Annotated in this window: 24 protein-coding genes and 1 pseudogene; 21 read left to right on the plus strand and 4 right to left on the minus strand. The window is 72.2% G+C overall.

The annotated features are described in order from the left end of the window. Positions 1-130: 130 nt before the first annotated feature. The 4 genes from IC63_RS12230 (at position 131) to IC63_RS12245 (ending at position 4,038) form a co-directional block, all read left to right on the plus strand. A complete protein-coding gene (locus tag IC63_RS12230; RefSeq protein WP_232222602.1) occupies positions 131-319 on the plus strand; it encodes a hypothetical protein in 189 nt (62 codons plus the stop codon). A gap of 109 nt (positions 320-428) precedes the next feature. Further along, positions 429-1,796, plus strand: coding sequence for a cryptochrome/photolyase family protein (locus tag IC63_RS12235; protein WP_036720807.1), 1,368 nt, complete (start codon positions 429-431; stop codon positions 1,794-1,796). Next, the gene (locus IC63_RS12240) at positions 1,793-2,452 is read left to right on the plus strand and encodes an SDR family NAD(P)-dependent oxidoreductase (protein ID WP_036720809.1); all 660 of its coding nucleotides are present in this window, start codon (positions 1,793-1,795) and stop codon (positions 2,450-2,452) included. The genes IC63_RS12235 and IC63_RS12240 overlap by 4 nt, the downstream gene beginning before the upstream one ends. Beyond that, entirely contained in the window at positions 2,449-4,038 is a 1,590-nt protein-coding gene (locus IC63_RS12245; RefSeq protein WP_052042209.1) for a cryptochrome/photolyase family protein, read from the plus strand. The genes IC63_RS12240 and IC63_RS12245 overlap by 4 nt, the downstream gene beginning before the upstream one ends. On the opposite strand, the gene IC63_RS12250 is transcribed toward IC63_RS12245, so the two are convergent. Continuing rightward, positions 4,008-4,643, minus strand: coding sequence for a TetR/AcrR family transcriptional regulator (locus IC63_RS12250; protein WP_052042200.1), 636 nt, complete (start codon positions 4,641-4,643; stop codon positions 4,008-4,010). The two genes, IC63_RS12245 and IC63_RS12250, sit on opposite strands and share 31 nt — an antisense overlap. A 171-nt stretch (positions 4,644-4,814) precedes the next feature. Between IC63_RS12250 and IC63_RS12255 the strand changes: the two genes are divergently transcribed. Genes IC63_RS12255 through IC63_RS12275 form a run of 5 tightly spaced genes read left to right on the plus strand, consistent with a single transcriptional unit; the run spans position 4,815 to position 9,046 of the window. Further along, positions 4,815-5,240, plus strand: a complete 426-nt coding sequence (locus IC63_RS12255) for a pyridoxamine 5'-phosphate oxidase family protein (protein ID WP_036720811.1) — start codon at positions 4,815-4,817, stop codon at positions 5,238-5,240. 30 nt (positions 5,241-5,270) lie between these two features. Further along, on the plus strand, positions 5,271-6,182 hold the full coding sequence (osmF, locus tag IC63_RS12260) for a glycine betaine ABC transporter substrate-binding protein OsmF (RefSeq protein ID WP_052042201.1): 912 nt from the start codon (positions 5,271-5,273) through the stop codon (positions 6,180-6,182). Positions 6,183-6,204: 22 nt separating this feature from the next. Continuing rightward, positions 6,205-7,386: an ABC transporter permease gene (locus tag IC63_RS12265; RefSeq protein WP_232222603.1), complete on the plus strand. Its 1,182-nt coding sequence runs from the start codon at positions 6,205-6,207 to the stop codon at positions 7,384-7,386. After that, positions 7,383-8,309 carry an ABC transporter ATP-binding protein gene (locus IC63_RS12270; protein ID WP_036720813.1) on the plus strand — a complete coding sequence of 309 codons (927 nt, stop codon included), beginning with the start codon at positions 7,383-7,385 and terminating at the stop codon, positions 8,307-8,309. The genes IC63_RS12265 and IC63_RS12270 overlap by 4 nt, the downstream gene beginning before the upstream one ends. After that, the gene (locus IC63_RS12275) at positions 8,306-9,046 is read left to right on the plus strand and encodes an ABC transporter permease (RefSeq protein WP_036720816.1); all 741 of its coding nucleotides are present in this window, start codon (positions 8,306-8,308) and stop codon (positions 9,044-9,046) included. Before IC63_RS12270 ends, IC63_RS12275 begins: the two co-directional genes overlap by 4 nt. On the opposite strand, the pseudogene IC63_RS19195 reads toward IC63_RS12275, so the two are convergent. Beyond that, positions 9,028-9,628: pseudogene (locus IC63_RS19195) on the minus strand (lipocalin family protein). The gene IC63_RS12275 and the pseudogene IC63_RS19195 sit on opposite strands and share 19 nt — an antisense overlap. Before the next feature lie 9 nt (positions 9,629-9,637). Next, positions 9,638-10,573, minus strand: coding sequence for a polyprenyl synthetase family protein (locus IC63_RS12285; RefSeq protein ID WP_052042203.1), 936 nt, complete (start codon positions 10,571-10,573; stop codon positions 9,638-9,640). An 86-nt stretch (positions 10,574-10,659) separates the two neighbouring features. Between IC63_RS12285 and IC63_RS12290 the strand changes: the two genes are divergently transcribed. From IC63_RS12290 to IC63_RS12340, 12 genes are all read left to right on the plus strand, one after another. Beyond that, complete coding sequence (locus IC63_RS12290) at positions 10,660-11,355, plus strand: tryptophan-rich sensory protein (protein ID WP_036720817.1); 696 nt, start codon at positions 10,660-10,662, stop codon at positions 11,353-11,355. Further along, entirely contained in the window at positions 11,348-12,424 is a 1,077-nt protein-coding gene (gene fni / locus IC63_RS12295; RefSeq protein ID WP_052042204.1) for a type 2 isopentenyl-diphosphate Delta-isomerase, read from the plus strand. The genes IC63_RS12290 and fni overlap by 8 nt, the downstream gene beginning before the upstream one ends. A gap of 37 nt (positions 12,425-12,461) precedes the next feature. Continuing rightward, positions 12,462-13,175 (plus strand): fatty acid desaturase, encoded by a 714-nt coding sequence (locus tag IC63_RS12300; RefSeq protein WP_036720819.1) that lies wholly within the window; start codon positions 12,462-12,464, stop codon positions 13,173-13,175. Further along, on the plus strand, positions 13,172-13,693 hold the full coding sequence (locus IC63_RS12305) for a sterol desaturase family protein (protein ID WP_036720840.1): 522 nt from the start codon (positions 13,172-13,174) through the stop codon (positions 13,691-13,693). Before IC63_RS12300 ends, IC63_RS12305 begins: the two co-directional genes overlap by 4 nt. After that, positions 13,693-14,892, plus strand: coding sequence for a glycosyltransferase (locus tag IC63_RS12310; protein WP_052042205.1), 1,200 nt, complete (start codon positions 13,693-13,695; stop codon positions 14,890-14,892). The genes IC63_RS12305 and IC63_RS12310 overlap by 1 nt, the downstream gene beginning before the upstream one ends. Beyond that, positions 14,889-16,037 carry a lycopene beta-cyclase CrtY gene (gene crtY, locus IC63_RS12315; protein ID WP_036720821.1) on the plus strand — a complete coding sequence of 383 codons (1,149 nt, stop codon included), beginning with the start codon at positions 14,889-14,891 and terminating at the stop codon, positions 16,035-16,037. The genes IC63_RS12310 and crtY overlap by 4 nt, the downstream gene beginning before the upstream one ends. After that, complete coding sequence (locus IC63_RS12320) at positions 16,034-17,527, plus strand: phytoene desaturase (protein WP_036720823.1); 1,494 nt, start codon at positions 16,034-16,036, stop codon at positions 17,525-17,527. The genes crtY and IC63_RS12320 overlap by 4 nt, the downstream gene beginning before the upstream one ends. Continuing rightward, positions 17,524-18,432: a phytoene/squalene synthase family protein gene (locus IC63_RS12325; RefSeq protein WP_036720825.1), complete on the plus strand. Its 909-nt coding sequence runs from the start codon at positions 17,524-17,526 to the stop codon at positions 18,430-18,432. Before IC63_RS12320 ends, IC63_RS12325 begins: the two co-directional genes overlap by 4 nt. 165 nt (positions 18,433-18,597) lie before the next feature. Then, positions 18,598-18,822: a hypothetical protein gene (locus IC63_RS17000; RefSeq protein WP_052042206.1), complete on the plus strand. Its 225-nt coding sequence runs from the start codon at positions 18,598-18,600 to the stop codon at positions 18,820-18,822. Further along, complete coding sequence (locus tag IC63_RS12330) at positions 18,807-20,642, plus strand: HAD-IIB family hydrolase (RefSeq protein ID WP_052042207.1); 1,836 nt, start codon at positions 18,807-18,809, stop codon at positions 20,640-20,642. The genes IC63_RS17000 and IC63_RS12330 overlap by 16 nt, the downstream gene beginning before the upstream one ends. Beyond that, positions 20,639-21,508, plus strand: a complete 870-nt coding sequence (locus tag IC63_RS12335) for a glycosyltransferase family protein (RefSeq protein ID WP_052042208.1) — start codon at positions 20,639-20,641, stop codon at positions 21,506-21,508. Before IC63_RS12330 ends, IC63_RS12335 begins: the two co-directional genes overlap by 4 nt. Positions 21,509-21,601: 93 nt before the next feature. Next, entirely contained in the window at positions 21,602-22,534 is a 933-nt protein-coding gene (locus tag IC63_RS12340) for an IS5 family transposase (RefSeq protein WP_036720844.1), read from the plus strand. A 308-nt stretch (positions 22,535-22,842) separates the two neighbouring features. On the opposite strand, the gene IC63_RS12345 is transcribed toward IC63_RS12340, so the two are convergent. Beyond that, a partial coding sequence (locus IC63_RS12345) for an IS110 family transposase (RefSeq protein ID WP_036720846.1) occupies positions 22,843-23,259 on the minus strand: 417 nt, incomplete at its 5' end.

Consider the following 23,259-nt stretch of genomic DNA (forward strand, 5'->3'; position numbering starts at 1 on the left):
CTGCGAAGCGTTCGCAGGCGGCCGGGTCGGCCTCGAGCACCGGGGCGCTCGCCGCCTGCCGCGCGGTGGCCAGCGCGATCAGCGCCGCGGCGGTCTCGTCCACCGCTTCGGACACGCCGGCGCGGCGGTGGTGCCGGCCGAATGCGGCCTCGGCGACGTGATCGAACGGCGCGACGACGTGCTGGTCTGCCCCGAGGCCATCGAGGACCCGGTGCAGCGCATGGCCCGGACCGCCGACCTGCTGGAGCGGCTGGCCGCTGCCCGGGAGGCGCCGGTCGGGGCCTCCCTTCCCGACCCTGCCCGGACGGACGCCGGATGAGCCGCCACCGAAAGGCGGCCCGGGCGCAGAGCGCGGGCATCACGGGCACCGCCATCGAAACGGCGGCCGCGTCGGCCGGCGTGGCGGCGACACAGGCGAGAGGCGCGGCATGAGGGGGGCGATCTGGTGGGTGCGGCGGGATGCGCGGCTGGCCGACAACGCGGCGCTGGCCGCCGCCGCGGCGGCCGGGCCGGTGACGGCGGTGGTCCTGGTCGAGCCGGTGTTGACCGCCCAGGGCGCCGCGACGCGCTGGCGGCTGGGCCGGGCGCTGGCCACGCTGGACGCCGACCTGCGCGCGCGGGGCGGTGCGTTGACGGTGCGGACCGGCGCGCCGGACTCGGTGCTGCCCGCCCTCGCCGCCGAGCTGGGCGCGGCCGAGGTCCACGCGCTCGCCTGGCCCGAGCCGCGCCGGATCGCCGCCGACGAGGCCGCCCGCGCGGCGCTGGACCGTGCCGGGGTGCGGCTGGTGCTGCACGACGGGGCGACGCTGCTGCCTCCCGGCGCGGTGCGGAATGCGCAGGGACAGCCGTTCAAGGTCCAGTCGGCCTTTGCCCGCGCCGCCCGCGCCCTGGGCGTGCCGCCGCCCGTGCGGATGCCGGCGCGCATCGACTGGCGCCCTGCCCCCGGCAAGCCGCTGCCCGACCTCGCCCCCGACATGAACCGCGGCGCTACGGTGCTCGCCGCCCATGCCCGCCCGGCCGGCGAGGCGGCGGCACTGGCACAGCTGCACGCCTTCCTCGACGGCCCGGTCGAGGACTACGCCGCCAGCCGCGACCGCATCGACCGCCCCGGCGGCACAACCGGCCTGTCCGCGGCGCTGGCGGTCGGTGAGATCGGCCCCCGCACGATCTGGGCCGCCGTGGCGGACCGCCCCGGCAGCGGCCCGCAGAAGCTGCTGTCCGAGCTGATGTGGCGCGAGTTCGCCTGGTCGCTGCTGGTGGCCCGTCCCGACCTGCCGACCGCCAACTTCCGCCCCGAATGGGACCGCTTCCCCTGGCAGGGCGACGGCCCCGAGGCCGAGGCCTGGCGCCGCGCCGTCACCGGCATCCCGCTGGTCGACGCCGGCCTGCGCGAGATGTTCGTGACCGGCACCATGCACAACCGGGTGCGGATGGTGGTCGCCAGCGTCCTGTGCAAGCACCTGCTGACCGACTGGCGGGTGGGAGCGGCCTGGTTCGACGACTGCCTGACCGACTGGGACCCGGCCAGCAACGCGATGAACTGGCAGTGGGTGGCGGGCAGCGGGCCGGACGCCGCGCCCTATTTCCGCGTCTTCAACCCGGATCTGCAGGCGCAGAAGTTCGATCCGACCGGCGCCTATCGGTCGCGCTGGCTGTCGCCGGGCTCGGGCTATTTCGAGGCGGTGCCCCGGTCGTGGCGGCTGGACCCCAGCGCGCGGCTGCGCCCGGTGATCGGGCTGGCCGAGGGCCGCGCCCGGGCGCTGGCCGCGCTGGCGCAGATGGGCGCCGCGGGATGAGCCGGGCGCTGATCCTCGGCGCCTCGGGCGGGATCGGCGGGGCGCTGGTGGACGCGCTGACCGCGCGGGGGGCCGAGGTCACCGGGCTGTCGCGCCGAGACGGGCTGGACCTGACCGACGAGGCGTCGCTCGCCGCCGCCGCCAGCCGGCTGGCTGCGCCGTTCGAGTTGATCGTGAACGCGGCCGGCGCGCTGGACATCGACGGCCACGGCCCCGAGCGGCGCCTGTCCGAGATCAGCGCGGACACGATGGCGGCGCAGTTCGCGCTGAACGCGACCGGCATGGCGCTGGCGGTCAAGCATTTCTCGCCGCTGCTGGGCGGGCCGAGGCCGGTCTTCGCCGGTCTGACTGCGCGGCTGGGCAGCATCGGCGACAATCATCTGGGCGGCTGGATCGCCTATCGCGCCGCCAAGGCCGCCGCCAACCAGATCCTGCGCACGGCCAGTGTCGAGCTGGCCCGCACCCGCCCCGGCAGCGTCGTCGTTGCCCTGCACCCCGGCACCGTCTCGACGCCGCTGACCGACCGCTACGCGGCGAGCCGCCCGCGCCTGACCCCGGCCGAGGCGGCGGCGGGCCTGCTGGCTGTCATCGATCGCCTGGGCCCGGCCGACACTGGCAGCTTTCACGACGTCCGCGGGGCGGCGGTCGAGTGGTGAACAGCAGCCGCCGCCTGATCCTGATCCTCGGCGATCAGCTGACGCCGGACCTGTCGGCCTTCGACGGGGCCGACCCCGGCCGCGACGTGGTGCTGATGGCCGAGGTCGCGGGCGAGGCGGGCTACGTCGACCACCACAAGCAGAAGCTGGCCCTCGTCTTCGCCGCCATGCGCCACTTCGCAGCCGAGCTGCGCGCCGCCGGCTGGACCGTGGACTATCGCACCCTGCCCGAAGGCGTCCCCGACTTCGCCACCGCCGCGGCCGAGGCGATCGCCCGCCACCGCGCCGCGATTCTGGTCGTGACCGAGCCGGGCGAGTGGCGGTTGCAGGACGAGATCGAGGGGTGGGAGGAGCGCCTCGCCCTGCCGGTCCTGATCCGCGAGGATCGCCGCTTCCTCTGCACACGCGCTGACTTTGCCGCCTGGGCGAACGGCCGCCGCAGCCTGGTGATGGAGCATTTCTACCGCTTCATGCGCCGCCGCCCGGGCCTTTTGATGGACGGCGATCAGCCCGCCGGCGGCCGCTGGAACTTTGACGCCGAGAACCGCAAGCCCGCCCGCCCTAGCCTGTTCATGCCCGAGCCGCTAGCCGGCGCGGACGACCCTGTCACCACCGAGGTGCTGGAGATGGTCGCCGCGCGCTTCCCCGGCAACTTCGGCGCCCTGACCCCGTTCCGCTGGCAGGTCACCCGCGCTGGGGCCGAGGCAGCGCGCGATCGCTTCCTGACCGAAGCCCTGCCGCATTTCGGCGAGACGCAGGACGCGATGCTGGCCGGAAAGCCATGGATGCACCACGCGCTGCTCTCGCCCTATCTGAACCTCGGCCTGCTGGACCCGCTGGACCTGTGCCGCCGGGCCGAGGCCGAATACCGCGCCGGCCGCGCGCCCCTGAACGCGGTCGAGGGCTTCATCCGCCAGATCATCGGCTGGCGCGAATATGTCCGCGGCGTCTACTGGCTGAAGATGCCGGATTATTCCGCGATGAACACACTGGGCGCGACGCGGCCCCTGCCCGACTTCTACTGGACCGGCGACACCGACATGGCCTGCCTCGCCGAGGTGATCGGCCAGACGCTGGCCCACGGCTATGCCCACCACATCCAGCGGCTGATGATCACCGGCACCTACGCGCTGCTGATCGGCGCCGACCCGGCGCAGGTCCACCGCTGGTATCTGGGCGTCTACGTCGACGCCTATGAATGGGTCGAGTTGCCGAACACGCTGGGCATGTCGCAGTTCGCGGACGGTGGGCTGCTGGCGACGAAGCCCTATGCCGCCAGCGCGGCCTATGTCGACCGGATGTCCGACTACTGCCGCGGCTGCCGGTATGATCCGAAGCAGCGGCTGGGCGAGGCCGCCTGCCCGTGGAACGCGCTCTACTGGGACTTCATCGCCCGGCACGCGGACCGATGGGCGGGCAATCACCGCATGGCGGTGATCGTCAAGGCCTGGGCCGCCAAACCGGCCGAGGAGCAGGCCGCGCTGCGCGCCGCGGCGGCGGCGCATCTAGCCGCGCTGAAGGCATATGGCGACGCAGCGCGCCCGGCACGGCCGGATCACCCGTCGGATGACCGATCCGTGCCATAGGCGGCGACGAACATCCGCGCGATCTGCCGTGCGTGCGCATCCGGGTCCAGCGGCCGACAGGTCTCGCCGCCCAGGCGCTTCTGATGCAGTGCCGCCACGAGTATGGGCGAGATGATCGCCATTGCCGCCAGCCGGGTGTCCACATCGCGCATTTCCCTGCGTGCGATGTGGGTCTGCAGCCGCTCGGCCAGGGCGACGACGAACGGGTCCAGCATCGTGTCAAGGAAAGTGGGGCCGACATCCGGTGCGCTGAGCGATTCGATCAGCCCCATGGCAAGCAGGCGGCCGATCACCGGATCGTACAGCGCGTCGGTCGCGCGTCGGACCACCCGCTCGATCGAGACGGCGAATGCCCCCTCGACCGTCCGGGTCGCGGCAAGCTGTTCTTCCGTGCCCCGTGCGATGTGGGCAAGGACGGCGACGACGACGTCCTCGCGCCGTCCGAAATAGTGGCGCAGTGTCGAGACGCTGCAGCCCGCCGCCGCGGCCAGCTCGCGCATCGTCGGCCAGCCGTCCGACCGATCGCTCAGGCGGTCGGTGAGCATCTCGAGGAGCGCCCGCCGCCGGTCGTCATAGCCTGCATTGCGGCTGCCGAGTCGTCTCATCGTTAGGTCAGGCCGCTGGTGACGGTGGACAGGGAATGTCGTCCCGAATGTCGTTCCCGGCCAGCGGGTTCCGCGCCGCGCACAATTCGGCCATTGCGTTTTAATGGAACACTCGATCACTCTATGCCGGACACGCCAAGGACCGGCCACCCAACGCCAAGGAGCCTTCACATGAGCCGAACCCCGACCCGAAAGGACGTCGCCGCATCGATGCGGGGCATGGACCTGTGCTTCATGGCCACCCTGTCCGCCGACGGGGGCATTTCAAGCCGGCCGATGTCGAACAACGGACAGGTCGACTGGGACGGCAGCAACTGGTTCTTTTCCAACGGCGACACCCGCAAGCTGCGCGAGCTGACCGCCAACCCGGCGACGACGCTGGACTTTCAGTCCGGGGACACGTGGATCTCGCTGCAGGGGACCGCGCGGCTGCATCAGGACGACCGGGTCCTGTTCGAGGCGCACTGGACTGCAGAGCTGGACCGCTGGTTCCCCCAAGGCATCGACACTCCCGGCCTGACGCTGATCGAGGTCGTCGCCGAACGGGCCGAAGTGAACGGCCGCCCCGGCGAGGGCACCGTCGACCTGCGCGACTGACCTGACACCCTGACCCACGCCGGAGGCACCATGACCCACACCATCCTGAAAGCCGCCGCCGTCGTCCTGACGCTGGCCTCGGCCGAGGCCGCCGCGGCGAAGGACATCGTCGTATCCTCGAAGATCGACACCGAGGGCGGGCTGCTCGGCAACGCCATTCTGCTGACGTTGCAGAACGCCGGGCTGCCCGTGCAGAACCGCCTGCAGCTGGGCGGCACGCCCATCGTGCGCGAGGCGATCACCTCGGGGCAGATCGACATCTATCCCGAATACACCGGCAACGCTGCCTTCTTCCACAACGAGGCCGACAGCGATGTCTGGAAGGACGCCGCCAAGGCGTATGCCCGCGCGGCCGAACTGGATAGGCCCAAGGGCCTGATCTGGCTGGACGCCTCGCCCGCGAACAACACCTGGGCGATCGCGGTCCGCAAGGACGTGGCCGAGGCGCAGAAGCTGGACACGATGACCAGCTTCGGCGCGTGGGTGGCGGGGGGCGGCAAGGTCAAGCTGGCCGGCTCGACCGAGTTCGTGACCTCGCTCGCCGCGCTGCCGGCGTTCCAGACGACCTATGGCTTCACGCTGAAGCCCGATCAGCTGGTCCAGCTGTCCGGCGGCGACACCGCGGCCACCATTGCCGCGGCGGCGCAGCAGACCTCGGGCGTGAACGCGGCGATGGTCTATGGCACCGACGGCGGGATCGAGCCGGCGGGGCTGGTCGTCATGGCCGACGACAAGGGCGTGCAGCCGGTCTATCAGCCCGCGCCGGTGGTGCGCGAGGCGGTGCTGAAGGAATACCCGCAGATCGCCGAGCTGCTGAACCCGGTCTTCGCCGGGCTCGACCTGCAGACGCTGCAGGCGCTGAACGCCCGCATCCAGGTCGGGGGCGAGCCGGCCGAGGCCGTCGCCCGCGCCTGGCTGACCGAAAAGGGCATCATCAAGTGAACGCGCGCGCGCAGGCCGGGCCGTGACGACCCTGCGCGCCACCGGCCTGCCGCGCCGCGCGGTCGCGCCCGACCTGCCCGGCGCCGTCGCGGCGCTGATCGGCCTGGGCGGGATGGCCCTGCCCTTCGTCCAGTTCCGCCCCAACCGGATCGTCGCGGGCGAGGCGCTGACCCTGCCCGCCGCCTTGGGCGCGCGGGGCACGGCGGTTCTGGCCGGCCTCGCCGCCGTGCTGCTGCTGGCGGCGCTGGGTCGGCAGCGGCCGGCGCTGCGGCTGGCCCTGGGGGCCGCGGCGGGGCTGGGGCTGACGTTGGCGCTCGGCGCGGCCGCGACAGCGCTGAGCGCGGGGGGCGGGACGCTGGCGCGGGTGTCGCCCGCGGCGGGGTTCTGGACGATGCTGCTGGCTGCGCTGCTGCTGGCCGCGGACGGCGCGGCCCGGCTGGAGGCGCGGCCGGCGCTGCGATGGCTGCTGCTGGCGGCGGGGGTGGCGGCGGTCGCGGCGCTGCTGCGCTCGGGCGTCCTCGCCGATGTGTCGGTGTTGCGCGAATACGCCGCCCGCGCGCCGCAGTTCCGGGCCGAGGCGGTGCGGCACCTGCGGCTGGCCTTCGCCTCGCTGGGTGCGGCGCTGGCAATCGGGCTGCCCCTGGGCATCGCGCTGCACCTGCAGCGAGGGCTGCGCCCGGCGGTGCTGGGGGTGCTGGACGTGGTGCAGACGATCCCCTCGCTGGCGCTGTTCGGGGTGATGATCCCGGCTCTGGGCTGGGTCGCGGCGCATGTGCCGGGCGCGGCGGCGGCGGGCATCGCCGGGATCGGGGTGTTCCCGGCGCTGGTCGCGCTGTTCCTGTATTCGCTGCTTCCCGTCGTCGCAAACACCGTGGTCGGCCTTGATGCCGTCCCCGCGCCGCTGCGCGAGGCCGCGGCCGGCCTCGGGATGACGCGCGGACAGGTTCTGCGGCAGGTGATGATCCCGCTGACGCTGCCGGTGCTGCTGGCCGCGGTGCGGATCGTGCTGGTCCAGAACATCGGCCTGGCCGTGATCGCCGGGCTGATCGGCGGCGGCGGCTTCGGCGCCTTCGTCTTCCAGGGACTGAACCAGACGGCGATGGACCTGATCCTGCTGGGTGCGCTGCCGACGATTGCGCTGGCGCTGGTCGCGGGGGTCGCGCTGGACATCGCCGTGGCGCAGTTGCGCCGGGGGGCCGCATGATCGAGGTCGAGCGCCTGACCCGCCTCTATGACGGCCGCGCCGTCGTGGACGACGTGACGCTGACCGTGGACCGCGGGAAGATCGCGGCGCTGGTCGGCACCTCGGGGTCGGGCAAGACGACGCTGCTGCGGATGATCAACCGGCTGGTCGAGCCATCCTCGGGCCGCGTCCGCATCGCCGGCGAGGATACCGCGGCGATCCCCCCGCACCTGCTGCGCCGGCGGATCGGCTATGCGATCCAGGACCACGGGCTGTTCCCGCACCGCACGGTCGCGCAGAACATCGCCACCGTCCCCGGCCTGCTCGGCTGGCCGCGGCGCGACATCGCCGCCCGCGTGGACGAGCTGCTGACCCTGTTCCAGCTGCCCCCGGCCGAGTTCGCCGGCCGCTATCCGCACCAGCTGTCGGGCGGCCAGCAGCAGCGCGTCGGCGTCGCCCGTGCGCTGGCTGCCCGGCCCGAGCTGCTGCTGATGGACGAGCCCTTCGGCGCGCTGGACCCCGTCATCCGCGCCCGCGCGCGGGACGACCTGCGCGCCATCCAGCGCGAGCTGGGCACGACGCTGATCGTCGTCACCCACGACATGGGCGAAGCCTTCGCCCTGGGCGACACGATCGCGGTGATGGACGGCGGCGGCCTGCTGCAATACGCGCCCCCGCGCGAGATTCTGACCCGGCCGGCCAGCGACTTCGTCCGCGACCTCGTCGGCGCGGCGGACCGGCCGTTCCACCTGCTGGCGCTCGAGCCAGTCGCGGCACTGGTCCAGCCCGGCGAGGCGCCGGGCGCCCCGGTCCCGCGCGACCTGAGCCAGCGCGACGCACTGTCGCTGTGCCTGTGGCGTGGCCTTGCCGCGCTGCCGGTCGCGGGCGGGGGCGTGGTGACGCTCGCCGCTCTGGAACGGGCGGCGCAGGGCGGGCGGCCGTGACAAGGCGGGTGGGGCTGGTGCTGCTGGCCGCCGCGCTGGCGGCGTTCCTCATCGCGCCCGACCGCTTCGCGCCGCTGCTGCGGCCGCTGACGACGAACGGCGCCCCCGCGATCTATACGCAGACGAGCCTGCTGCGCCTGGCCCTGTCGCATCTGGCGCTGGTCGGGGCGGCGGTGGCGGTGTCCACGGCTGTCGCCGTCGGCTTCGCGATCTTCGTCACCCGGCCCGCCGGGCGCGACCTGCTGCCGCTGGCGCGGTCGGTGGCAAGCATCGGGCAAACTTTCCCGCCGGTCGCCGTGCTGGCGCTGGCGGTCCCGGCGATGGGCTTCGGCGCCGGGCCGACGCTGCTGGCGCTGATCCTCTATGGCCTGCTGCCGATTTTCGAGAACACGCTCGCCGGCCTCGCCAGCGTGCCGCCCGCGGTGATCGAGGCTGCGCGCGGCACCGGCATGACCCCGGCGCAGCGCCTGCGCGCGGTCGAGTTGCCGCTGGCCCTGCCGGTGATCCTGTCGGGCGTGCGGCTGTCGGCGATCATCGCGTTGTCGACCGCCACCATCGGGTCGACCGTCGCCGCCCGGACGCTGGGCGAGGTCATCATCGCGGGCCTTCTGTCCTCGAACAGCGCCTTCGTCGTGCAGGGCGGCGCGGTGGTCGCGGCGCTTGCCCTGCTGATCAGCGGCCTGTTCCGCGAGATCGAGCGGGCGCTGACGCCGGCCGCTCAGCGCCCGGGCGGATAGCCGGTCATCTCAAGATAGCCGCGGCCGGGGACCGTCCCCTCGACCCGCACCGGCCCCTCCCAATAGGGCACCTGCGTGGTCATGAACGCCGCCGGGTTCAGCGCTCACCGTCCAGTCGAGGCCCAGCCGCGGCAGGCCGACCCGCCAGGCGACCGGCACGCCCGCCTGCGGGCGCAGCGGCGTCAGGGCGATGTCGGCGCCGGTCAGGGGCGTGGACTGCCCGTCCGCCCCGACCAGCGTGCCCGACAGATAGTCGGCGTCCCCGCGCAGCCGGAACGCCATCACCCGCCGCCCGTCGTCCAGGAACAGCGAGAACCAGTCCCACCCGGTCTGGTCCGCGGCCAGCGGCTGGCTGGACCATTCGCGGTCCAGCCACGCCTGCCGCGTCACCGCCTGCGGTCCCTGCCCCAGATCGACGGTCCCGGACGCCGTGAAGAACGGCAGTCCATAGTCCGCAGCGGCACGACCAGCACGCGCAGCACGGCGATCAGCGCCGCTGCTGCGCCATCGCCAGCCCGATCGTGCCGTGCATGATGAGCGTCCCCATGACGAAGCACAGCACACCGCGCGGTCCCCTTGCATCGACCGACCTCAGCCCGGCCAGGGCGGATCGTCGGGCAGGATCGCGCCGACGTAGTCGCGCACGCCCTGCGCGTCGAACCACAGCGACGAAAAATCGGTCTGCAACGCCATGCGGACTGCGCGATAGTGGTGCACGGCGCCCTCAACCCCAGTGGCTGCCAGCAGCCCCTTGTCCGGCCCCGACGCGCCGCAGTCGCGGCGCGTCGTCTTGCCGGTTCCTGCGCCGATCACGTCCAGAAGATCGTCATAGGATTGGAACGCCCGACCCAGATCGCGGCTCAGTACGCTCAGCTGCGCGATCTGCCCCTCGTCGCAGCCATTGATCATTGCGACGATCCGAAACGCCGCGTCGAACAGCTGGCCGGTCTTCAGATCCTGTTCGGTCGTGACCGAGGCCAGCGACTTGCCGTCATGCAGGTCAAGATCCTGACCGCCGCACAGCCCGGCCGGGCCGACCGCCTCTGCCAACACGGCGACCGCCTCGGCTCGTGTCGCCCCATCGACACCCGGCAGCGCCGACAAGATGCGGAAGGCTTCGGACATCAACGCGATGCCGGCCAGGATCGCGCGCGCCTCGCCGTGGGCGACGTGGGTGGTGGGCTGCGCGCGACGCAGCACGGCGCCGTCCATGGCTGGCAGGTCGTCGATCACCAGCGATGCGGTATGGATCAACTCGACCGCGCAGGCAGCATCGATCAGAGCGGGGGACGTCACGCCTAGCCGCCCGGACAGCATCGCCATCAGCACGCCGCGAAACCGCTTGCCCGGAGCGGTCACCGCATCGGTCATGGCCCGGCCCAGGGCCGGGACGCGGCACGAAAACGCCGGGCACAGCTCGGCCAGCCGGGCGTCGATCGCATGGCGCCACGACCGCGCTTCGCTGGTCCAGTCGGTCAGACCGTTCTGCTGCAATTCATGCGACCGGATGTTGATAAAGTCGTTCATCTGGGACAGAATATTCCCCCAGGCGGCTGACCGAAAGGCCCTAAATAACGCCTGGCCACCTCACGGGCCCTGACCGGAGACAGCGCATGGCTATCCTGATCCTGCTGCTGACCGTTGCGTTCGTCCTGTCGCCGCTGGCCTCGGACGGATTCAGCGGTTTCACGGCAGGACAGTTTCCGGTCGTGCTGGAGGATTGGCCCATCGAGCCCGCCGGCTGGGCGTTTCCGATCTGGGGGGTGATCTATGCGTGGCTGATTGCCGGCGCAGTCTTCGGTCTGCTGCGTCGGCGCGCGGCCCCGGATTGGGCAGCGATGCGGCCTGCATTGGCCGTCAGCCTGGCCGTGGGGACGTTCTGGATCGCCGCCGCCAATGCCTCGCCTCCGCTGGCAACGGTGATGATCATCGTGATGCTGATCGGGGCCGTGATGGCGCTTGTGCAAGCGGGACCATCGGACCGGGTCTGGCTGCGCTGGCCGTTGGGGCTGTACGCCGGGTGGCTGACCGCGGCCACGGGGGTGGCGGCGGGCGTCCTGCTGGGCGGGTACGGCGTCACCGACGCGACAACGGCGGCCCTGATCGTCCTGCCGTTCGTCCTGGTGATGGCGTTGGTGGTGGGCGCCCGGTATGCCGACGCGCCGACCTATCACGCGGCTGTCGCTTGGGCACTGCTAGGGATCGCGGTGGATAACGCCGCTTCCGGTTCTCGCTCCGTCGCAGGGCTGGCACTTTTCGGGATCGCCCTGGTGCTGGCCGGTCCGCTCCGGCGTCTGACCCATGGCTGAGCGTCCTGTTGCCGGGGGCGGACAACCCGACATCCTGACCCGAAAGTCCGATCACCTGACCATCATCACTGATGGCCGCGGCCGTCAGCAAAGCCGCACGACCGGCTTCGAGGCGGTTCACTTCGTGCATAATGCCCTGCCCGACCTGGACTTTGCCGCGATCGACACCGCCACGTCGCTGTTCGGCCGCCGGCTTGCCGCGCCGCTGCTGGTGTCGGCGATGACCGGGGGGCCGCCCGAGGCCCAGGCAATCAACGCAGCAATCGCCGAGGCTTGCCAAGCACTGCGCCTGCCCCTGGCCGTGGGCAGCCAACGCATCGCGCTGGAAGGGCGGGGTGACGCCGGCCTGCGCGGGCTGCGCCGGTGCGCGCCAGACGTGCCGATTCTTGCCAACCTTGGCGCGGTCCAACTGAACTGTGACATGGGGATCGATGACTGCCGGCGCGCCGTCGACATGCTTCAGGCCGACGCGCTGATTCTGCACCTCAACCCGTTGCAGGAAGCGATCCAGCCTGCGGGCGACCGCAACTTTGCCGGCCTCCTGGACCGGATCGCCGCAGTCTGTTCCGCGCTGCCGGTGCCCGTCGGCGTCAAAGAGGTGGGCGCGGGGCTGTCGGCGCAGGTGGGCCTGCGGCTGATCGAGGCAGGCGCGCAACTGATCGACGTCGCGGGCCTCGGCGGCACCAGCTGGGCACGGGTCGAGGGCGAGCGGGGGGATCAGGCCTTGCGCGACCTTGCGGCTCCGTTCGCCGACTGGGGTATCCCCACGGCGCAGGCCGTGGCGGACATGGCTGCGGCCCTGCAGCCAGGCGTGACGCTTGTTGCATCGGGCGGGGTGCGGGACGGGCTGGACGTTGCTCGAGCAATCCGCCTTGGGGCAGACCTTGCCGGGCAGGCGGCCGGGGCGCTGCCCGCGGCGTGCGCCGGTGTCGAGGCCCTGTGCGCGCATCTGGAGCAAGTGATCGCGCAGCTACGCATTGCGATGTTCTGCACCGGGTCGGCCGACCTTGCCGCCCTGCGGCAGGCACCACTGTTGCCCCCGCTGGAAATCAAACCAGGTGGCGCATAGATTGTCGCAGTCACACGACTTTTCCGTGGGGACCGGGATGACACGCCTTCGCCGCCCCACCCTGACCAGCCTCGGGATCGCCGTCGGGGTAACCGCCGCTTGGCTGGCGTTGCATGTCGCCGCCGTGTGGCGGCTGGACGCGCTGGCGCATCCGGGGCAGGCCGTGCTGGCGCTTGCCGGGCTGACATGGCTGTCGGTCGGGCTGTTCATCATCGCCCACGACGCGATGCACGGCGCACTGGCGCCGGGCTACCCGTGGGTCAACGCCGCGATCGGGCGGGTTGCGCTGACGCTTTATGCCGGGTTCTCGTGGCGCAAGCTGATCGTCAAGCACATGGCCCACCACCTCTACGCGGGGACCGCGAGCGATCCCGACTTCGGCCACGGCCACCGGCCGGTCGTGCTGTGGTATCTGGACTTCGTGCGCACCTATTTCGGCTTGCGCGAGGTGGTGGTCCTGGGCGGGGCGACCATTGCCTATGCGCTGATCCTTGGCCCGCGCTGGCCCTATGTTGCCTTTTGGGCGATCCCGTCGATCCTCGCTTCGATCCAGCTGTTCGTCTTCGGCACCTGGCTGCCGCACCGCGAGGCCGGGGCGCCGTTCACCGACCGCCACCGCGCCCGCTCCACCGCGCTCAGCGTGCCGCTGTCGCTGCTGACCTGTTTCCACTTCGGTGGATTTCACCACGAACATCACCTGCACCCCGCCGTGCCGTGGTGGGCGCTGCCCAAGACGCGGGTCGCGCGATGAGCGCTGTCCTGATCGTCCTGGCCACCGTCGCTGTGATGGAGGGTGTCGCCTATGCCGTCCACCGCTGGGTGATGCACGGGCCGCTCGGCTGGGGCTGGCACGCTTCGCACCACGATCCGGACCATCACGGGGTATTTGAGAAGAACGACCTCTACGCCTTCGTGTTTTCGGCGTTCTCGATCGCGCTGTTCGCCCTGGGCAGCCGCTGGTGGCCGCCGCTGTGGTGGATCGCCGTGGGGATGAGCGTGTATGGCGTCATCTACTTCGTCGTCCACGATGGCTTGGTCCATCAGCGCTGGCCGTTCCGGGTGGTACCGAAACGCGGCTATGCCCGGCGGCTGTATCAGGCGCACCGGCTGCATCACGCGGTCGAGGGGCGCGACGACTGTGTCAGCTTCGGCTTCGTCTATGCCCCGCCGGTGGACGATCTCAAGGCGCGGCTGCGTTCCTCGGGCGTGCTGGCGCGGCGGCAGTCGCAGCACCCCGACGCCTGGCGGCCCGACCGGGGCGAGGACTGATGGCCCGCATCGCCCTGTGCCTGCCGGCGCTGCCCAGCCACGCCGCCGTCCACGGCGCTTTGGGGCGGGCGCTGGCCCGGCGGGGCCACCGGGTGATGCTGGTCGGCGGGCAGCGGCTGGAACCGCTGGCGGCGCGCGAGTGCTTGACGTTCCACGCCCTGCCGGGCGCGGGCGCCGACCTGCGCGGCGCGGGGCTGGCGCGGACGCTGGTGGCGACGGCGCGGGACACCGCGCTGTGGGTCCGGTCCGGGCCGGGGGCGCTGGCAGCCTTGGCGCCCGACCTGGTGATCGCCGATCAGGCTGAGCCGGGCGCCTCGCTGGCGGCCGAGGCGGCGGGGGTCCGCCGCGCCACGCTGGCGGCCGCCCTGCCGATGGACCGCGACGAGGGCATTCCGCCGCCCTTCGTGGAGTGGCCGTATCTTGCGGGCGAGGCCGGCCGCCGGCGCAACCGCGGCGGCTGGCGCGTGACCGACGCACTGCTGACGCTGCAGCGCCGGGTGCTGCGGCGCGGCTGCCGCGATCACCGCCTGCCGCTGCGCGAGCGGATCGACGAATGGATCGCGCCCGACCTGGACTTGCGCCAGCTGGTGCCGGGGCTGGATTACCCGCACCCCCTGCCCCTTGGCGCGGCTCCCGTCGGCCCGATTCGCGACGCCGGCGTCCCCGAGCCGCTGGAGCTTGACGACCGGCCGCTGGTCTTCGCGTCGCTGGGGACGCTGGCGGGGGACCGGCAGCGGCTTTTGGCGTCCATCGTCGCGGCGACCGAGGGGATGGGGATCCAGGTGGCACTGGCCCATGCCGGAACGCTAACCGAGGCCGACGTCCGCGCCCTGCCCCCCCACGTCCACGCCGGCGCCTTGTGGCCGCAAGCGGCGGTGTTGGCGCGGGCGGCGGTATGCATCACCCATGCGGGCATGAACACCGCGCTGGACTGCGTCGCGGCGCGGGTGCCGATGGTCGCGGTGCCGCTTGCCTTCGAGCAGCCTGCCACCGCCGCCCGGCTGGCCCATCACGGGCTGGCCGTCGTCGTCCCGCCCCGCCGCGCCACGCCGGACCGCCTGCGCGCCGCCCTGCGGGACGTGCTCGACGGCGCCGACCGCCGCGCTGCGCTGGCTGTGAAATCCGCCGAACTCGCCGCCGGCGGCGGCACCGCCCGCGCCGCCGACCGGGTCGAGGCGCTGATCGGGGCCGCCCCATGAGCGGCGTCCTGATCGTCGGCGCCGGGCTGGCCGGCTCGCTGGCCGCCCTTGCGCTGCGGGCGGCACGGCCGGGTCTGCCGGTGACGCTGCTGGACGCGGCGCCCGGTCCGTCCGACCGGCACACCTGGTCCTTCCACCACCCCGACCTGCCCCCCGTCTGGCGCGACCGCCTTGCCCCCGGCCTGCGGGCCAGCTGGTCCTTGCAGGAGGTTCGCTTCCCGGACCACGGGCGGGTGCTGGAGGCCGGCTATGCCTCGCTGGACGGGCGTGGGTTGGCGCAACTGGTCGCGGGGTCGGGCGCGACGACCCTGTGGAGCCGGACTGCGGCCGAGGTGCTCGCGCACGCCGTCACGCTGTCAGGCGGCACGCGGCTGACGGCGGACGCGGTGCTGGACGCCCGCGGGCTGCGCCCGTCGCGGCATCTGGTCGCCGGCTATCAGAAGTTCGTCGGCGTAGAATACGAGATGGACGCCCCCCACGGCGTCATCTGCCCGCTCATCATGGACGCCAAGGTGCCGCAACTGGATGGCTACCGCTTCGTCTATCTGCTGCCGTTCTCGCCCACCCGGCTGCTGATCGAGGATACCCGCTACAGCGACGGCGCCGGTCTGGCCGAGCCGGACCTGATCGCCGCCATCACGGACTACGCCGCCGTCCACGGCTGGCAGGGCCGCGAGGTCCGGCGCGAGCGGGGAGTGCTGCCGATCGCGCTGGCCCATGACGCCGCAGGCTTCTGGGCCGCGCAGGACGGCGCCGTGCCGATTGGATTGCGCGCGGGGCTGTTCCACCCCGTCACCGGCTATTCCCTGCCGGTCGCCGTGCAGGTCGCGGACGTCATCGCGGCGGCAGACCCGACCACCGCCGCCATCCGCGCCGCGGTGCGGGACTTCGCCCTGCGCAAGGCGCACGGCGACCGCTTCCTGCGCCTGCTCAACCGGATGCTGTTCCGCGGCTGCGCACCCGACGAGCGCCGCCGTGTCCTGTCGCGCTTCTATCGCCTGCCCGAGCCGCTGATCGAACGCTTCTATGCCGGCCGCCTGACCACGCTCGACAAGCTGCGGATCGTGACCGGCAAGCCGCCCATCCCGATCCGCGACGCCCTGCCTTGCCTGCCCGAATCCCCCCTGTTGAAGGATGCCCGATGAGCCAGCCCCGCACCGCCCTTGTCATCGGATCGGGCTTCGGCGGGCTGGCGCTCGCCATCCGCCTGCAGTCCGCCGGCATCGCCACGACCATCCTCGAGGCCCGCGACGGCCCCGGCGGCCGGGCCTATGTTTGGCACGACCAGGGCCACGTCTTTGACGCCGGCCCCACCGTCATCACAGACCCGGACAGCTTGCGCGAGCTGTGGGCGCTGTCGGGGCAGGACATGGCGCGCGACGTGACGCTGCTGCCGGTTTCGCCCTTCTATCGCCTGCTGTGGGAGGATGGGGCGCGCTTCGACTATGTCGGCGACAGCGCGGGTCTGGAAGCCGAGATCGCAAAGCTGAACCCCGCCGACGTGGAGGGCTATCGGCGCTTTCACGACTATGCCGAGGCGGTCTATCGGGAAGGCTATCTGCGCCTCGGCACCGTGCCGTTCCTGAACTTCCGCCAGATGCTGCAGGCCGCGCCCGCGCTGGTGAAGCTGGAGGCGTATCGGTCGGTCCACAGCGTCGTCGCCCGCTTCATCCGCGATCCGCAGCTGCGGCAGGCGTTCTCGTTCCACACGCTGCTGGTCGGGGGGAACCCGTTCTCGACTTCGGCGATCTATGCGCTGATCCACGCGCTGGAACGGCGCGGCGGGGTGTGGTTCGCGCAGGGCGGCACCAACAAGCTGGTCGCGGGGATGCTGGCGCTGATCCAGCGCCTCGGCGGCACGCTGCGGCTGAACGCGCCGGTGGCGCGGATCGAGACCGAGGGCGCGCGGGCGACCGGCGTGCGGCTCGCCTCGGGCGAGCAGATCGCGGCGGACATGGTCGCCAGCAACGCGGACGTGATGCACACCTATCGCGACCTGCTGACCGGCACTCGGCGCGGCAAGGTCAAGGCGGCGATCCTGGACCGCCAGCGCTGGTCGATGTCGCTGTTCGTCGTCCATTTCGGCCTGGACCGCGTGCCCGAGGGGCTGGCGCATCACACCGTCCTGTTCGGCCCCCGCTATCGCGAGCTGGTGACCGAGATCTTCCGCGGCCCGGCCCTGCCAGAGGATTTTTCGCTGTATCTGCACAGCCCCAGCGTCACCGACCCGACGCTGGCGCCGCCGGGCATGTCCACGCATTACGCGCTCGCCCCGGTCCCGCATCTGGGCCGGGCCGGGGTCGACTGGGCGGCCGAGGGTCCGGCCTATGCGGACCGCATCCTCGCCGCGCTGGAGCGCCGGGTGATCCCAGATCTGCGCCGGCATCTGCGGGTGCAGCGCATCTTCACCCCCGCCGACTTCGCCAGCCAGCTGAACGCCCACCACGGCAGCGCCTTCTCGGTGGAGCCGATCCTGGCGCAGTCCGCCTGGTTCCGCCCCCACAACCGCGACCGGGCGATCCGCAACCTCTATATCGTCGGCGCCGGCACCCATCCCGGTGCCGGCATCCCGGGCGTGGTCGGGTCAGCCAAGGCAACCGCGGGCGTCATGCTGGCCGACGCGGGCGCGGCATGAGCGAGCTGGTTGCCGCCTCCGAGCAGGCCATCGCCAAGGGCTCGACCAGCTTCGCCGCGGCCGCGCGGCTGCTGCCGCGCGCGGTGCGGGACGACACGGTGATGCTGTACGCGTGGTGCCGCCACGCCGACGACGTGGTGGACGGGCAAGTGTCGGGTGCCACCCCGGCCGATGGGCACGACGCCACCGCGGCGGTGGCGCAGCTGCGGGCGGACACGCTGGCGGCCCTGCACGGGGACGGGCCGATGGCGCCGCCCTTTGCCGCCCTGCGGACGGTGGCGCGGCGGCACGATTTTCCGGACGCCTGGCCACTGGCGCTGATCGACGGCTTCACGATGGACGCCGAGGGTCGGCGCTACGCGACACTGACCGATACGCTGGACTATGCCTATCACGTCGCCGGCGTCGTCGGCGTCATGATGGCCCGCGTGATGGGTGTGCGGGACGAGGACGTGCTGGACCGCGCCTGCGACCTGGGGCTGGCGTTTCAGCTGACCAACATCGCCCGCGACGTTCAGGACGATGCCGCTATCGGCCGGGTCTATCTGCCGCAGGACTGGCTGGACGCGGCCGGGGCGCGGGTGGATGCGCCCGGCACACCGGCGCTGAACGGCGTGATCGCCCGGCTGGTGTCCGAGGCCGAGCCCTACTACGCCTCGGCCCGCGGCGGGCTCGCCGAGCTGCCGGTGCAGGCCGCCTGGTCGATCGCGGCGGCGCTGCGCGTCTATCGCGCCATTGGGCGCAAGATCCTTCGCGCCGGACCGGGCTTCGATGGCCGGCGGGTCAGCACGTCGGGGGCCGAAAAGGTGGCGCTTGTGGCTGCAGCGGCGGCGGACGCCGCGACGTCGCGGTGGCAGCGCCCGTCCGCACGGCTGAGAGGCCTGTGGACGCGAGTCCGGGCGTGACGGCGCCGGCCGCGCAAGGCACGCACGGGCCAAGGCGCATGGTCCCACGGCAACCATTCCGCGCCCTGCAACGCAATGATGCCGAGAACGTTATCTGAGCATGTCCGCCATGACCGCACGCCCCGACATCGCCGCGTCTCGCATCGCCCGCGCCTGGCACCAGCGATGAGCGGCCTAGTCATCGCCCACATCGCGCTTGGCGGCTGCCTCGTGCCTGAGCCGGTGCCCTACGGGGCGACCGAGAACACCGGCGGGCACATCGCCTACCTCCTCGGCGCGGCGGCGGCGCAGGCGCGGCGGCCCGACGTCGCCCGTGTGGACATCCTCACCCGCCGCTTTGCGGCAAGTGACCTGCCCGCGGACCTCGCGGCGGAATGCGAGAGGCCGTGACCCGGGTGGGCGAGGGGCTGGCGATCCGCCGCTTTGCCGGACACGTGTCCGGCTATCTGTGCAAGGAGAGTCTGTGCGCGGAGGTTCCCGCGCTGACCGAGGCGATGGCCCGCTGGATCGCGGTAGAGGCGCGGCGGCCGGACGTGATCCACGCCCACTTCTCGGACGCCGCCGCGATCGCCTTCGCGCTGCGCGAGCGCTTCGGCATCCCGGTGATCTATACCCCGCATTCGCTTGGCGCCGACAAGGGCGCCCCCGCCGGCGCGGCGCTGCGCGCCCGCCTTGCGGACGAGAGCCGCGCGCTGGCGGAGGCCGACGCCATCGTCGTGTCCTCGCGCGACGAGGCCGAGCGCCAGGTCGGGCTCTACGATGGGGCTGCGCTGGGGCGGGTGCACCAGGTTCGGCCGGGCGTCGCACTAGGGTGCGACCAGCGCGATCTGACGGCCGGGCGCGCGCTGCTGGCCGGGGCGCTGCGCGATCCGGGCCGGCCCTTCGTGCTGGCGATCGCGCGGCCGGTCGACAAGAAGAACCTCGTTGCCTTGGCGGCGGCCTATGCGGGCAGCCGGGCGCTGCAGGAGCGCGCGAACCTCGTGATCCTCGCCGGACAGCGTGGGCCGGGTTGGGGCTGCCCCGAGCAGCGCGCGCAGATCGCGCAGATCGAGACGGCGCTTACGGGGCTGACGGGGCAGGCCGGCCGCGTGGCGCTTCCGGCCGTGCACGACCGCGCGCAGGTGCGCGGCCTGTATACGCTAGCCGCGGCGCAGGGCGGGGTGTTCGTCAATCCCGCGCTGGTCGAGCCGTTCGGGCTGACCACGCTGGAGGCAGCCGCGGCCGGGCTGCCCTGCGTGGTGCCGCAGCGTGGCGGCGCGGCGGAGGTGGCGGAGGCGATCGGGCACGGCGTCGCCGCCGAAACGCGCGATCCCGCAGCGTTGGCGGAGGTGATAGGCGCGCTGCTGGACCCCGCGGCGCACGCCCGCCACGCGGCCGCCGCCCGCCGGGCCGCCCCGGGGCTGGGCTGGGACAGCTATGCCGCGCGGCTGGCGCGGGTGATCCGGGCGTTGCGCGCGCCCGTCCGGGCGCGTGCGGCCAGAACGCTGCTGGTCTGCGACATCGACGGGACGCTGACGGGCGACCGCGCCGCCGCCCGCCGCTTCCGCGACCGGATCGAGGCGGACCCGTCGCTGGCCTTCGCGGTCGCTACCGGCCGATCCGTGTCCGAGGCAAGACGCATTCTGGCGGATTGGGACCTGCCTGAACCCGAGGCGCTGATCACCTCGGCCGGCAGCGAGATCTATCGGCGCGACCCGGCGGGCCGGATGGTCGAGGACCACGACTACACGTGCCGCTCGCGCGACGGGTTCGACCCGAAGGCGATCACCGCCGCCCTGGACGGCCTGCCCGGCCTGCACTGGCAGGCGGCAATCGAGCAGCGCGCCGGCAAACTGGGCTTCGTCGGCCCGCCTGCGCTGGCGGCGGCGATCCGCGCGCGGCTGGCCGCGGCCGGCCTGCCTGCGACGGTCGTCCATTCGCACGGCACGCTGATCGACGTGATGGCGGCGGGCGCTGACAAGGGGCACGCTGTGGCTTGGCTGGCGGCGCGGCTGGGCTTTGACGACGACGCGGTGATCGTGGCGGGCGACAGCGGCAACGACCTGGCGATGCTGGACGGGCGCTGGCGCGCGGTGCTGGTCGGCGACGACCCGGACCTGCGCTCGCTGCGCCCCGGACCGCGGCGCCATCGCGCCCGCGCGGCCCACGCCGCCGGCGTGCTGGAAGGGCTGGCGTATTTCGAGGCTGGCGTCCGGGACAGCGCGGCATGACGGCCCCCCGCCCGGTCGGCATCTTCGTGCACCACCAGGGCCGCGGGCACGTCCAGCGCGCCGGGGCGCTGGCCCGCGCGCTGCTGCCGGCGCGGCCGGTGACGCTGTTCACCGCCGACCCCGACGCGGTCCCCGCCCCCGTCCGCGCGGCGGGGGCCGAGGTCATCGCGCTCCCCTCGCTGTTCCAGCCGACCGGCCTCGAGGCCCCCGCGATGCAGGCCGAGCCGGCGCCGCGCACGGTCCATTGCGCCCCGCTGGGCTGGCCCGGCATCCGCGCCGCGATGGCCCGCATGGCGCGGTGGTTCGACGAGGCGGACCCGGCGCTGATGATCGCCGACGTCTCGGCCGAGGTCGCACAGCTGGCGCGGCTGTGTTCGGTCCCGCACGTCAAGGTGCTGCAGCACGGCACCCGCACCGACGCGGCCCACCGCGCCGCCTATGACGGCGCCGTCGGCCTGCTGGCACCCTGCCACACCGCGCTGGCGCAACCGGAATGGGCGGACTGGGCGGGCCGCATCCACTATGCCCCCGGCCTCGGCGTGCCGCCCGCCGCGGACCGGATCGGCGCGAGGCAGGCCCTGGGGCTGGACCTTGGCCGGCGGCTGGTCGTGGTCGCCGCCGGCGCCGGGGCGGGCGAGGCTGGCAGCAGCGCCTCGGTCGCCGTCGGCGCGCGGGCGATGCCGGACGCGCTGTGGGTCACGATCGGCCCGCTGGCGCGCGACTGGCACGCGACCGACCCCGGAAACCTGCGGCACCTCGGCTGGACCGACCGGGCGGCGGACTGGCTCGCCGCCGCCGATCTGGTCGTGTCCAGCGCCGGCAACTCGGTCACGAGGTGCTGGCCCTCGGCAAGCCGTGGATCGTGATCCCGCAGTGGTGCTATTTCGACGAACAGCGGCTCTGTTGCACAAATCGGGTGAGGGATTCATCTCGTGAATCCAGTGTGGTAGCCGGGTTGCATGAGCAGACCTACACCGTCGACCTACAAGACCCGCAACTGGCCAGCCTACAACGAAGCGCTCAAGCGCCGGGGCTCGCTGACGATCTGGTTCGACCCTTCGATGAACTGGGATGCCGCGCCGACAGGCAGGCGTGGCCGACATCAGACCTACAGCGATGCCGCTATCCAGACGTGCCTTTCGATGAAGGTGCTGTTCGGCATGGCGCTCCGGCAGACGGCGGGCTTCGTCGAGAGCCTTTTGCGGCTGGTTGGCCTCGACTGGACCGTTCCCGACTTCAGCACGCTGTCGCGCCGCCAGAAGACCTTGGCCGTGAGCATTCCCTACCGTGGATCGAGAGGCCCGCTGCACCTGCTGATCGACAGCACTGGCATCAAGGTCGAGGGCGAAGGCGAATGGCATGCACGTAAGCATGGCGGCCCGAGACGCCGCGTCTGGCGCAAGATCCACCTCGGGATCGACGAGGAAACACTGGAGATCCGAGCCGTCGAGATTACTGGAAGCCAAATCGGCGATGCGCCGATCCTACCCGACCTTCTCGACCAAATCCCGGAGGACCAGGAGATCGGCAGCGTTACGGCTGATGGCGCCTATGACACCCGCAAATGCCACGACGCCATTGCCGACCGCGGCGCCCACGCCGTCATCCCGCCCCGCAAGAACGCCAAGCCATGGAAGACCGTCACCGTCGGCGCGGTCGCTCGAAACGAAGCCCTGCGCGCCTCCAAACACCTCGGCCGAGCCCTCTGGCGACGATGGAGCGGATACCACCGCCGAAGCCGCGTCGAAACGAAGATGCACTGTGTGAAACTGCTGGGGCAGCGCCTCATGGCAAGAGACTTCGACCGACAGGTCGCTGAGCTCCAGGTCCGTATCGCCGTTCTGAACGGCTACACCGCGCTCGGAACCCCTGTCACAGAGGCCGTGGGATAGGTCTGTCCGGGGAAAGGGGAACCCCGGCCATCAGCAGATTTGTGCAACATGTGTAACCGCCCCAAGCGCAAGAGGGATTTTGAAGCTGATCTTGGCGCGTTGTCGGGTGCTGACATGTGTCCGGCCTCATGATGCGGCGCGATCCATGCCGCAGGGCCCGTATGGTGTTCGAAGGTCGGGTCCAGATCAAAGCCGCGTGCTCATAGGCACTCTGTTGCACACTGGTTTTCCCGATCCCGTCTCACAACTGTTGCGCCAAACTGCTCCTTGCCCTCTTCCGCTCCGACGTCCTCGCGATCTGCGGCGGCTTACGCCGCTGCGACCGGAGACTGGTAGATGCCACCCCGAGCCATCAAGGCCCAGACGATCCGCGCCATCTTGTTCGCCAAAGCCACCCGCACCAGCATCGGTGGCTTGCGCAACAGCAGGCTGCCCAGCCATGTTCCGGGCTGCGCTTCCTTGTGAACGTTACGTTTGATCACCACGCTGTTGGCGCCAATGATCAGCAGGCGTCGCAGGGATCGTTCGCCCATTCTGGTCGTTGCTCCGAGACGTTGCTTGCCGCCGGTCGAATGCTGCCGAGGCACAAGACCAAGCCAGGCGGCAAAGTCGCGTGCCTTGCGGAACGTCTCGGGTGGCGGCGCCAGAACAGCGATGGCCGTGGCAATCAGCGGCCCGATGCCCGGCACCGTCATCAGTCGCCGGGCGACGTCATTCTCCTTGGC

The organism is Paracoccus sphaerophysae (assembly GCF_000763805.1).
GTDB classification, from domain to species: domain Bacteria; phylum Pseudomonadota; class Alphaproteobacteria; order Rhodobacterales; family Rhodobacteraceae; genus Paracoccus; species Paracoccus sphaerophysae.

What these genes read in the sequence shown, in the direction of transcription:
- IC63_RS12235 (WP_036720807.1), top strand. Translation starts at nt 429, where the DNA reads ATGAGGGGGGCGATCTGGTGGGTGCGGCGGGATGCGCGGCTGGCCGAC.
- IC63_RS12240 (WP_036720809.1), top strand. Translation starts at nt 1,793, where the DNA reads ATGAGCCGGGCGCTGATCCTCGGCGCCTCGGGCGGGATCGGCGGGGCG.
- IC63_RS12250 (WP_052042200.1), bottom strand. Translation starts at nt 4,643, where the DNA reads ATGAGACGACTCGGCAGCCGCAATGCAGGCTATGACGACCGGCGGCGG.
- IC63_RS12255 (WP_036720811.1), top strand. Translation starts at nt 4,815, where the DNA reads ATGAGCCGAACCCCGACCCGAAAGGACGTCGCCGCATCGATGCGGGGC.
- osmF (WP_052042201.1), top strand. Translation starts at nt 5,271, where the DNA reads ATGACCCACACCATCCTGAAAGCCGCCGCCGTCGTCCTGACGCTGGCC.
- IC63_RS12270 (WP_036720813.1), top strand. Translation starts at nt 7,383, where the DNA reads ATGATCGAGGTCGAGCGCCTGACCCGCCTCTATGACGGCCGCGCCGTC.
- IC63_RS12285 (WP_052042203.1), bottom strand. Translation starts at nt 10,573, where the DNA reads ATGAACGACTTTATCAACATCCGGTCGCATGAATTGCAGCAGAACGGT.
- IC63_RS12290 (WP_036720817.1), top strand. Translation starts at nt 10,660, where the DNA reads ATGGCTATCCTGATCCTGCTGCTGACCGTTGCGTTCGTCCTGTCGCCG.
- fni (WP_052042204.1), top strand. Translation starts at nt 11,348, where the DNA reads ATGGCTGAGCGTCCTGTTGCCGGGGGCGGACAACCCGACATCCTGACC.
- IC63_RS12300 (WP_036720819.1), top strand. Translation starts at nt 12,462, where the DNA reads ATGACACGCCTTCGCCGCCCCACCCTGACCAGCCTCGGGATCGCCGTC.
- IC63_RS12305 (WP_036720840.1), top strand. Translation starts at nt 13,172, where the DNA reads ATGAGCGCTGTCCTGATCGTCCTGGCCACCGTCGCTGTGATGGAGGGT.
- IC63_RS12310 (WP_052042205.1), top strand. Translation starts at nt 13,693, where the DNA reads ATGGCCCGCATCGCCCTGTGCCTGCCGGCGCTGCCCAGCCACGCCGCC.
- crtY (WP_036720821.1), top strand. Translation starts at nt 14,889, where the DNA reads ATGAGCGGCGTCCTGATCGTCGGCGCCGGGCTGGCCGGCTCGCTGGCC.
- IC63_RS12320 (WP_036720823.1), top strand. Translation starts at nt 16,034, where the DNA reads ATGAGCCAGCCCCGCACCGCCCTTGTCATCGGATCGGGCTTCGGCGGG.
- IC63_RS12325 (WP_036720825.1), top strand. Translation starts at nt 17,524, where the DNA reads ATGAGCGAGCTGGTTGCCGCCTCCGAGCAGGCCATCGCCAAGGGCTCG.
- IC63_RS17000 (WP_052042206.1), top strand. Translation starts at nt 18,598, where the DNA reads ATGAGCGGCCTAGTCATCGCCCACATCGCGCTTGGCGGCTGCCTCGTG.
- IC63_RS12330 (WP_052042207.1), top strand. Translation starts at nt 18,807, where the DNA reads ATGCGAGAGGCCGTGACCCGGGTGGGCGAGGGGCTGGCGATCCGCCGC.
- IC63_RS12335 (WP_052042208.1), top strand. Translation starts at nt 20,639, where the DNA reads ATGACGGCCCCCCGCCCGGTCGGCATCTTCGTGCACCACCAGGGCCGC.
- IC63_RS12340 (WP_036720844.1), top strand. Translation starts at nt 21,602, where the DNA reads ATGAGCAGACCTACACCGTCGACCTACAAGACCCGCAACTGGCCAGCC.